Below are 9555 nucleotides of genomic sequence, written 5' to 3' on the forward strand. Positions count from 1 at the left end.
CGCCCGCCCGTCTCCCACCACCGCCCAAACGGACACGCTCCGCGTGACAGCCTACGATTCAAGAGTGCGTCTAGCTCGAGTTGCTCATCCCGAAGGCGTCGCGTTCGTGTCCGTCGAGGGCGACGACACCAACGCTGTGGTCAAGGAGATCGCCGACCACCCGTTCGGCACGCCCAGCTTCACCGGCAGGCAGTGGCCGCTGGCCGACGTCCGGCTGCTGGCCCCCATCCTGCCGTCGAAGGTCATCGCCGTGGGCCGGAACTACGCCGCGCACGCGCAGGAGTTCGGCAACGAGGTCCCCGGCGAGCCGATGATCTTCCTGAAGCCGTCGACGAGCGTGATCGGCCCGAACGCGGCCATCAAGCTGCCGCCCGCGTCGTCGCGTGTGGACTTCGAGGGAGAGCTGGCCGTGGTCATCGGTCAGCCGGTGCGAAACGTGCCCGCCGCGCGGGCGGCGCAGGCCATCCTCGGCTACACGATCGCCAACGACGTGAGCGCGCGGGACCTGCAGAAGTCCGACGGGCAGTGGGGCAGGGCCAAGGGGTTCGACACGTTCTGCCCGCTCGGGCCGTGGATCGAGACCTCGATCGACCCTGCCGACCTCGCCCTCAAGTCCGAGGTGGACGGCGAGATCAAGCAGGACTCGCGCACGTCGGCGCTGGTGCACAAGATCCCGCAGCTAGTGGAGTTCGTGTCGTCGGTGATGACGCTGCTGCCCGGGGACACGATCCTCACCGGCACACCGGAGGGCGTCGGCCCGATCACCGACGGGCAGCAGGTCTCCATCACCATCGAGGGCATCGGCACGCTGACCAACTCGGTGCAGAAGGCCTAACGCCTGAGGCGCCTGGCCGAAAGATCCGTCAGACCCGCCTCGCGAACTCCGGCGCGTGTTCCGGCCGGAAGCCGATCCCGATCAGGTAGGCGGGGACGACCGAAGCCCGCGGCACACGCCGGAGCAACTCGACCATCGGCCTCGGCGGGCCCAGCCGCTTTCCGTCGACGAGCGGCTGGGCGACCGTCCGGTGCAGGAGCCGCTGCAGCGCCTGCACCAGAACCGTCGGGACGAGCCTGCGCGCGCGGACCTTCGCCAGCACCGAGGGCGAGACCGTGCCCTTGCGAAGCGGCCCGGCGAGCAGCGTCGCCGCCGCGACCGCGTCCTGCACCGCGAGGTTGATGCCGACGCCGCCGATCGGTGACATCGCGTGCGCGGCGTCGCCGATGCACAGCAGCCCGTCGACGTGCCAGCGGCGCAGCCGGTTGAGGCGGACGTCCAGGTGCTTGACCTGGTCCATCGACTCCAGCTCCCCGAGCCGGTCGGCCATCTGGGGCACCACCTCGGCCACCTCCGCGCGGAAGCTCTCGATTCCGGCCGCGCGCAGCTGGGCGTCGATCCCCTTCCTGCCGAGGTAGGCGATCTGGAAGAAGGTGTCGCGCGGGATCACGATGGCCATGCGGCCGTTGCGCATCCTCGGCGTCAGGGTGCCGCCGGCCTCGCCCGGTTCGCGGCCGAGCCGGAACCACCACGCGTCGATCGGCACCGGGTACTCCTTGGGCGCCAGCCCGGCGTCCCGGCGCGCGACCGACCAGCGTCCGTCGGCGGCGACGGTGAGGTCGGCGTAGAGGGATCCGGTCTCACCGTCCCGGGTCCGGTAACGCACCCCTCGCACGCGCCCGCCCTCGCGGATCAGCGACGTGACCTCGGTGCGCATCCGCAGCCGGAAGGCCGGTTCCTCCTCCGCGGCCTCGGCCAGCAGGTTGAGCACATCCCACTGCGGTGCGATGGCGATGTAGGGATGAGCGGTCCTGAGCCTGCGCAGGTCGCCGACGGTGACCTCGTCGTGCTCGCCGACGGGGAACGCGATCCTCTCCATCCGGTCGTGCGGCAGCTTCGCGAAGCGTTCCCCAAGCCCCAGCTCGTCGAGCAGGCGCAGGGTCGAGGGGTGCACCGTGTCGCCGCGGAAGTCCCGCAGGAAGTCGGCGTGCTTCTCCAGCACGGTGACCTCGACTCCGGCCCGCGCCAGCAGTAGCCCCAGCACCATCCCGGCGGGTCCGCCGCCTGCCACCACGCACGTCGTCCGTTCGTTCATCGCCCTCGCTCCTTTATTCATCGTTCGTTGAATAAACTCACCATGCAGCGAGAAGCCGCGCACGTCAAGGGCGATACGCTGGATGGGCTATGACTGAGAACATCGCCGTCCGCGCCCGCTTCTGCCCGTCGCCGACCGGGACCCCGCACGTCGGGTTGATCCGCACGGCGCTGTTCAACTGGGCCTTCGCCCGCCATCACGGCGGCAAGCTGGTGTTCCGGATCGAGGACACCGACGCCGCGCGCGACTCCGAGGAGTCCTACGAGGCGCTGCTCGACGCGCTGCGCTGGCTCGGCCTCGACTGGGACGAGGGTCCCGAGGTCGGCGGCGAGCACGGCCCCTACCGGCAGAGTGAGCGCGGCGAGATCTACGCCGATGTCGCCAAGCGGCTGCTCGAGGCGGGGGAGCTGTACGAGGCGTTCTCCACCAACGAGGAGGTGGAGGAGCGGCGCAGGGCGGCGGGACAGGACCCCAAGCTCGGCTACGACAACTTCGACCGCGACCTCACCGGGGAGCAGAAGGCCGCCTTCCGCGCCGAGGGCCGCTCGCCGGTGCTGCGGCTGCGGATGCCCGACGAGGACCTGTCGTGGAACGACCTCGTGCGCGGCGAGATCTCGTTCAAGGCCGGCACCGTGCCCGACCCGGTGCTGGTGCGGGCCAACGGTCAGCCGCTCTACACGCTGACCAACCCGGTCGACGACGCGCTCATGCGCATCACGCACGTCCTGCGCGGAGAGGACCTGCTGCCGTCGACGCCCCGCCAGATCGCCCTGTACCAGGCGCTGACGCGGATCGGGGTCGCCGAGTTCACGCCCGAGTTCGGGCACCTGCCCTACGTGATGGGCGAGGGCAACAAGAAACTGTCCAAACGGGACCCCTCCTCAAACCTCTTCAACTACCGGGACCGCGGGTTCATTCGCGAGGGGCTGCTCAACTACCTCGCCCTGCTCGGCTGGTCGATCGCCGACGACCGCGACGTCTTCAGTGTCGAGGAGCTGGTGGAGGCCTTCGAGATCACGAAGGTCAGCGCCAACCCGGCCCGCTTCGACGTGAAGAAGGCCGAGGCCATCAACGGCACGCACGTCCGGGCGCTTGCGCACGAGGACTTCGTGCAGCGCACGGTGCCCTACCTCGTCTCGGCCGGGGTGCTGCCCGCCGAACCCACCGAGGAGCAGCTCGGGAAGCTGCGAACGATCGCACCGCTGGTGCAGGAACGCGTGGTCGTGCTCTCGGAGGCGACCGGTCTGGTGCGGTTCCTGTTCATCGCGGAGGAGGATTTCGCGCCGGAGGAGGCCGCGGCCACGAAGGCGCTCGGCCCCGACTCGGAGCCGGTGCTGCGGGCCTCCATCGAGGCGCTCGAGGCCCTGCCGTCCTGGGAGACCGCGGCCATCGAGCAGGCGCTCAAGGACGCACTCGTGGAGGGACTCGGGCTCAAGCCACGCAAGGCGTTCGCACCCGTGCGGGTGGCGGTGACGGGACGCACGGTTTCGCCGCCGCTGTACGAGTCGCTGGAACTGCTCGGCCGGGAGCGTTCACTCGGCCGGTTGCGTCGGGCGCTGCCGGGCAACTGAGCGTAGACCACCTGGACCGAAACAGACCCGGTTTTATCACCTCCTCAGCCGAGTCGATAAAGCGGAAAGTGCCCTAGCCTCGGCGGGTGGCTTTTGCGCTTGGCTCCCCGACAGCACCGCAAACCGTTTCCGCTCGCGACGACGCGCCTCCCTGGGAACCACCCGCGCTCCGGCTCGTGTGCCTTGACATCGATGACACGTTGATCGATTTCACGGCCGCCAGCCGAAGATCGCTCGAGGCGCTCATCGGCAGGACCGACGCGTGGGAGCTGTGGGAGCGGGTCACCGACGAGCACGTCGCGAGGGTCGTGTCGGGCGAGCTGGACTACGCCGAGATGCACGCGAGGCGCACGCAGGCGTTCCTGGCCGAGCTGGGCACGTGCGTCGGGCTCGTCGAGGCGGCCGAGCTGGAGGCCGGCCGCAAGGAGTTGCTGCGCGCGTCGTGGCGGCTGTTCGACGATGTCCTGCCGTGCCTGGAGTGGCTCACCGCCGCAGGCGTGCGCATCGCCGCTGTGACCAACGCCTCGGGAGCCCACCAGCGCGAGAAGCTGGCCGGCCTGGGGCTCGCGCGCTTCTTCGACTACGTGGCCATCGCGGGCGAGGTGGGGGTCGCCAAGCCCGATCCGGTGATGTTCCACTCGGTCTGCTTCAAGCTCGGCTGTGACATGTCCGAGACGGTGCATGTCGGCGACAAGCTGCGCACCGACGCCGTGGGTGCCCGTGACGCGGGTCTCGGTGGGGTCTGGCTCAACCGCGGCGAGGCCGTCACGGACGTGCCCTCTGGCGTGCACGTCATCTCGGGCCTCGCCGAGCTCCCTGAACTGCTGGTCTCCGAGTTCGTGCGGGTAGGCGTGCCCGCGCAGCGCTGACAGCCGGGGCCGGTTGAGGCGCCGTTTCCGGCGTGGTCTAGTATTTCTCTCCAGTGGTGCTGAGCCGGAGCGCGCTCGGGCGAGGCACCTCTTTGGGGTATGGTGTAATTGGCAGCACGACTGATTCTGGTTCAGTTAGTCTAGGTTCGAGTCCTGGTACCCCAGCTGCAGAGGGAAAAACCGGTCTGGTAAGTTTCTCTCCAGCAACAAGGAAGCAACACCTCCTAGCCCCCGTCGTCTAGCGGCCTAGGACGCCGGCCTCTCACGCCGGTAGCGTGGGTTCGAATCCCATCGGGGGTACGTAAAAGGCGAAGGCCTCTGTCTGCGGAAAGCGCAGACAGAGGCCTTTTCCGTTGTGTCTTGTGGGGGTGCAAGCCCCACACCCCGCCCGGAGGGGCTTCGCCCCCGGACCCCCGTAGGTAGGCCCTTCGGCAGGAGCCGATGGTCGGGTGCTTGCCTGCACGAGGCGGGGCACCTGCTCGCCACCAAGGCTTTTGCGATGAAGGTACGGCGGTTCTTCGTGGGCTTCGGTCCGAAGATGTTCTCCTTCCGCCGGGGCGAGACCGAACAGGCCTGACGACGACGCTCGACGAGCAGCCCAGTGCGATCTGGCGGTGCGCCGCGTTGGAACGCACCGGGGTGATGGGCAGCGGCATCGCCGTCAACGTGCGCGTCGGCTTCGTGGCTCTCCGCGCCGGCCGTGAGGGTGTCCACCGTGAGCCCGCGACGCACGTACTGTCGGCGAGGCTCCCGCGCCCGCGTGCGGGCCGGGCGGCCTCGCGCCCGCGCGATCGAGGTCGAGCGCGACGGCCAGGTGCTGCCGCTGACCGTGGACGTCGCGCGCGTCGACCGTCCACAAGCACAGGAAGACGGTCCGGTCGAGATCGTCGGCACCGGGCCAGGCCGGGGCCGTCCCCGGTGCCGCGGGCTTCGCACGCGACATGTTCGCGCAGACGTGGCGCGGGCCTGACCTTGTTCCCCGCCGTGTTCGACACGTCGCCGCTGCTGCCGCTGGGCGGCGGGCACATCGCGGTGGTCTGGTACGAGCGGCCGCGCAACCGGATCCGCGCGTTGCGGGGCCGGGCCGACGGGTCGCCCGTGGACTACACCAGACTGTCCACGGTGACACCGGGGCTCGTGCTCACCAGCACCGCCGACATCGTGAACCCCGTGCGCCTCACCTGACCCGGCAACCCCTGGCGCTACAGGCGTTCCTGGATCGCGTCCGCGGCCGCGAGGAGGTCGGCCGCCCAGCGGGCTCCTGGTTTGCGCCCGATGCGCTCGACCGGTCCCGACACCGACACCGCGGCGATGACCGTGCCGGAGGAGTCCCTTACCGGAGCAGAGACGCTGGCCACGCCGGGCTCCCGCTCGGCGACGCTCTGCGCCCAGCCGCGGCGCCGCACCTCCAGCAGCGTCCGCTCGCCGTAGACGGCCTCGGCCAGGATCGTGCGCTGGGTGTGGGAATCCGCCCACGCGGCCAGCACCTTCGCGCCCGAACCCGCCGTCATCGGAAGGCGCGCGCCGATCGGCACGGTGTCGCGCAGCCCGCTCGGCGGTTCCGCGGTGGAGACGCAGATGCGCTGCACGCCGTCGCGGCGGTACAGCTGCACGCTCTCGCCCGTGATGTCGCGCAGCTTCGGCAGGATCACGCTCGCCGCGTCCAACAAGGGATCCGTGGTGCCACCGGAGAGCTCCGCGAGCGCGGCACCGGGACGCCAGCGGCCGTCGGGGCCACGGCGCAGCAGCCGGTGCACCTCGAGCCCGACGGCGAGCCGGTGCGCGGTGGCGCGCGGCAACCCCGTGCGGGTGCACAGTTCCGCCAGGCCGCACGGTTCCTCGGCCACGGCGTGCAGGACGGCGACGGCCTTGTCCAGGACGCCGATACCGCTCTGCTGGTTGTCAGGGTTATGCTGTCCCACAAGGCGATACTATAATCCCGGAGTTTGGGAAGTCCAGAATCCGGGACGGAGCCGACTCCTCAAGCTCGCACACACGCTCATTCAATGGAGGAGCCCTGATGGCAGAGAAGCGGGGCCGCACGCTGGCAGAGAAGGTCTGGGACGCGCACACGGTGCGGCGCGGCGAAGGCGCGGAGCCTGACCTGCTCTACATCGACCTGCACCTCGTGCACGAGGTCACGAGCCCGCAAGCGTTCGACGGACTGCGGCTGGCGGGACGCCAGGTACGCAGGCCCGACCTCACGATCGCGACCGAGGACCACAACGTCCCGACGGTGGACATCGAGCTCCCCATCGCCGATCCGGTCTCGCGGACACAGGTCGACACTCTTCGCCGCAACTGCAAGGAGTTCGGCGTGCGGCTCCATCCCATGGGGGACGCGGAGCAGGGCATCGTGCACGTCATCGGCCCGCAGCTCGGCCTCACACAGCCGGGGATGACCGTGGTGTGCGGCGACAGCCACACCTCCACGCACGGCGCCTTCGGCGCGATGGCGTTCGGCATCGGCACGTCCGAGGTCGAGCACGTGCTCGCCACGCAGACCCTCCCGCTGCGTCCGTTCAAGACGATGGCGGTCAATGTCGAGGGAGACCTGCGCCCCGGCGTCACGGCGAAGGACATCATCCTCGCCGTCATCGCCAAGATCGGCACGGGCGGCGGGCAGGGCTACGTGCTGGAGTACCGAGGCAGCGCGATCGAGTCGCTGTCGATGGAAGCCAGGATGACCATCTGCAACATGTCGATCGAGGCGGGCGCCCGCGCGGGCATGATCGCCCCCGACGAGACGACGTTCGCCTACCTGAAGGGCCGCCCGCACGCCCCGAAGGGCGCCGACTGGGACGCCGCGGTGGCCGACTGGCGGGAGCTGCGCACCGACGACGACGCCGTCTTCGACGCCGAGGTTCACCTGAATGCGAACGAGCTGACACCGTTCGTCACCTGGGGCACCAACCCCGGCCAGGGCCTCCCGCTCGGGGAGTCGGTGCCGGACCCGGCCGCCATCGCGGACGAGACCGAGCGGTTCGCCGCGGAGAAGGCCCTGTCCTATATGGATCTTCAACCGGGCACTCCGCTGAGGGAGATCGCGGTGGACACCGTCTTCCTCGGCTCGTGCACGAACGGCCGGATCGAGGACCTGAGGGCCGCCGCGGGGGTCCTGAGGGGCCGCAAGGTGGCCGACAACGTGCGCATGCTCGTGGTGCCCGGCTCGATGCGGGTGCGCAAGGCGGCCGAGGAGGAGGGGCTCGACGAGGTCTTCACGGCCGCGGGCGCCGAGTGGCGGCAGGCCGGCTGCTCGATGTGCCTCGGCATGAACCCGGACCAGCTGAAGCCGGGGGAGCGGAGCGCCTCGACCTCGAACCGCAACTTCGAGGGACGGCAGGGCAAGGGCGGCCGGACCCATCTGGTGTCCCCGCTCGTGGCAGCCGCGACCGCTGTCAGGGGCACCCTCTCCTCGCCCGAAGACCTCAACTAGACCTCAGTCAGGGAGTCACGAAACCATGGAGCCCTTCACCAAGCACACCGGCGTCGGAGTGCCTTTGCGCAGGTCCAACGTGGACACTGACCAGATCATCCCGGCCGTCTACCTCAAGCGCGTGACCCGCACGGGCTTCGAGGACGGCCTGTTCGCCGCCTGGCGCGGTGACGAGCAGTTCATCCTCAACCAGGAGCCGTTCCGGCAGGGCAGCGTCCTCGTCGCCGGCCCCGACTTCGGCACCGGGTCCTCCCGCGAGCACGCCGTCTGGGCGCTCAAGGACTACGGCTTCCGGGTGGTCATCTCCTCCCGGTTCGCCGACATCTTCCGAGGCAACTCCGGCAAGGGGGGTCTGGTGGCCGCCCAGTGCGAGCAGTCGGACGTCGAGCAACTCTGGAAGCTGCTCGAGAACGAGCCCGGCACGGAGGTCACGGTGGACCTCGAGGCGAAGACAGTACGGGCCAAGGACTTCACCGCGCCCTTCCAGATCGACGACTACACCCGCTGGCGGCTGCTCGAGGGGCTCGATGACATCGCTCTCACCCTCCGACACGCCGACGAGATCGCCGCGTTCGAGGCCCAGCGGCCCTCCTGGAAGCCCCTGACCACCCCTCAAGCGGCTTCCTGAGACACGGATTCCCTGCTCAGAAAGGGAATCCGCGCTCGGTCGGCGGCCGGCGAAACCACGCCAAACGGCTGCGGAAGGGCCCCGAACGGGGCCCGCCGGGGGCGTAACAGCGCACCCGATAAGGAAAAAATCCGCGTGCCGTTTGGAATTTGTGCTGCGTTGGTAATACCGTGTGCGCATGTCGGCCGGTGTGGCCGGGTAACAAGTAGTTCTTCTTGGAGGACTGGAATGGCCAACAAGGCCCAACTGATCGAGGCGCTCTCCGAGCGCCTGGGCGACAAGAAGGTCGCTTCGCAGGCTGTCGACAACCTCGTCGACATCATCATCCGTACGGTCAACAAGGGCGAGAAGGTGAACATCACCGGCTTCGGTGTGTTCGAGAAGCGCGCCAGGGCTGCCCGTACCGCCAGGAACCCGCGCACCGGCGAGACCGTGCGCGTCAAGAAGACCAACGTCCCGGCCTTCCGCGCCGGTACGACCTTCAAGGACGTGGTGAGCGGCGCCAAGAAGCTGCCGAAGGCCACCACGGCCAAGCGTTCGACGGCTTCCACGTCGACGCGGAGCACTGGCACCACGACGAGGGCGGCCGCCAGCAGGCCGACCGCGACGCGTAGCACCACCACGCGCTCCCGCGCCACGACGGCTCGCAGCACCACGGGCCGCACGGCGACCAAGGCCGCCTCGTCGAGGACGGCCGCGAAGAGCACTGCCACCAAGGCGGCTCCGAAGACCACCGCGAAGACCACGGCCAAGGCCACCACCGCGAAGAAGGCCCCCGCCAAGAGCACGGCGAAGGCCAGCACCGCCAAGGCGGCCCCGAAGACCGCGGCCAAGCGGACCACCGCTGCCGCCAAGAAGAAGAAGTAAGTCCGCTACCGGGCTGTGCCGGTTCGTTCCGGCTCACTTCTCGGAGTGGGATGCCGCGCACCAGAAGCACACAACGCTGTTCAAACCGGTGATC

Annotated in this window: 11 protein-coding genes and 2 tRNA genes; 11 read left to right on the top strand and 2 right to left on the bottom strand. The window is 69.5% G+C overall.

Translation table 11 applies throughout. The annotated features are described in order from the left end of the window. Positions 1-64 precede the first annotated feature (64 nt). Positions 65-835, top strand: coding sequence for a fumarylacetoacetate hydrolase family protein (locus DI005_RS00005; protein ID WP_113640917.1), 771 nt, complete (start codon positions 65-67; stop codon positions 833-835). Positions 836-863: 28 nt separating this feature from the next. Here DI005_RS00005 and DI005_RS00010 read toward each other — a convergent pair whose 3' ends face one another. Then, on the bottom strand, positions 864-2090 hold the full coding sequence (locus DI005_RS00010) for an FAD-dependent oxidoreductase (RefSeq protein WP_113640918.1): 1227 nt from the start codon (positions 2088-2090) through the stop codon (positions 864-866). 89 nt (positions 2091-2179) lie between these two features. Between DI005_RS00010 and gltX the strand changes: the two genes are divergently transcribed. The 7 genes from gltX to DI005_RS38830 all read left to right on the top strand — a co-directional run bounded on the left by gltX (position 2180) and on the right by DI005_RS38830 (position 5715). Continuing rightward, entirely contained in the window at positions 2180-3661 is a 1482-nt protein-coding gene (gltX, locus tag DI005_RS00015; RefSeq protein WP_112271813.1) for a glutamate--tRNA ligase, read from the top strand. Between the two features lie 176 nt (positions 3662-3837). Next, on the top strand, positions 3838-4530 hold the full coding sequence (locus DI005_RS00020; protein ID WP_113640919.1) for an HAD family hydrolase: 693 nt from the start codon (positions 3838-3840) through the stop codon (positions 4528-4530). 93 nt (positions 4531-4623) lie between these two features. Further along, positions 4624-4695: transfer RNA gene (locus DI005_RS00025), tRNA-Gln, on the top strand. Positions 4696-4757: 62 nt separating this feature from the next. Next, a tRNA-Glu gene (locus DI005_RS00030) sits at positions 4758-4830 on the top strand. Between the two features lie 199 nt (positions 4831-5029). After that, positions 5030-5107, top strand: a complete 78-nt coding sequence (locus DI005_RS38820) for a hypothetical protein (RefSeq protein WP_233519916.1) — start codon at positions 5030-5032, stop codon at positions 5105-5107. 138 nt (positions 5108-5245) lie between these two features. Next, positions 5246-5500: a hypothetical protein gene (locus DI005_RS38825; protein WP_228713842.1), complete on the top strand. Its 255-nt coding sequence runs from the start codon at positions 5246-5248 to the stop codon at positions 5498-5500. A 14-nt stretch (positions 5501-5514) separates the two neighbouring features. Continuing rightward, positions 5515-5715, top strand: a complete 201-nt coding sequence (locus DI005_RS38830; RefSeq protein WP_228713843.1) for a hypothetical protein — start codon at positions 5515-5517, stop codon at positions 5713-5715. Positions 5716-5732: 17 nt separating this feature from the next. On the opposite strand, the gene DI005_RS00040 is transcribed toward DI005_RS38830, so the two are convergent. Then, a complete protein-coding gene (locus DI005_RS00040; protein WP_112271816.1) occupies positions 5733-6452 on the bottom strand; it encodes an IclR family transcriptional regulator in 720 nt (239 codons plus the stop codon). Between the two features lie 98 nt (positions 6453-6550). Between DI005_RS00040 and leuC the strand changes: the two genes are divergently transcribed. From leuC to DI005_RS00055, 3 genes are all read left to right on the top strand, one after another. Beyond that, complete coding sequence (leuC, locus tag DI005_RS00045; protein ID WP_112271818.1) at positions 6551-7966, top strand: 3-isopropylmalate dehydratase large subunit; 1416 nt, start codon at positions 6551-6553, stop codon at positions 7964-7966. A 25-nt stretch (positions 7967-7991) separates the two neighbouring features. After that, on the top strand, positions 7992-8594 hold the full coding sequence (gene leuD, locus DI005_RS00050; RefSeq protein ID WP_113640921.1) for a 3-isopropylmalate dehydratase small subunit: 603 nt from the start codon (positions 7992-7994) through the stop codon (positions 8592-8594). A gap of 228 nt (positions 8595-8822) precedes the next feature. Beyond that, positions 8823-9461: an HU family DNA-binding protein gene (locus DI005_RS00055; protein WP_112271822.1), complete on the top strand. Its 639-nt coding sequence runs from the start codon at positions 8823-8825 to the stop codon at positions 9459-9461. The last annotated feature ends 94 nt before the right edge of the window (positions 9462-9555 follow it).

It is taken from the genome of Prauserella sp. PE36, from assembly GCF_003311655.1.
Taxonomy (GTDB): domain Bacteria; phylum Actinomycetota; class Actinomycetes; order Mycobacteriales; family Pseudonocardiaceae; genus Prauserella_A; species Prauserella_A endophytica.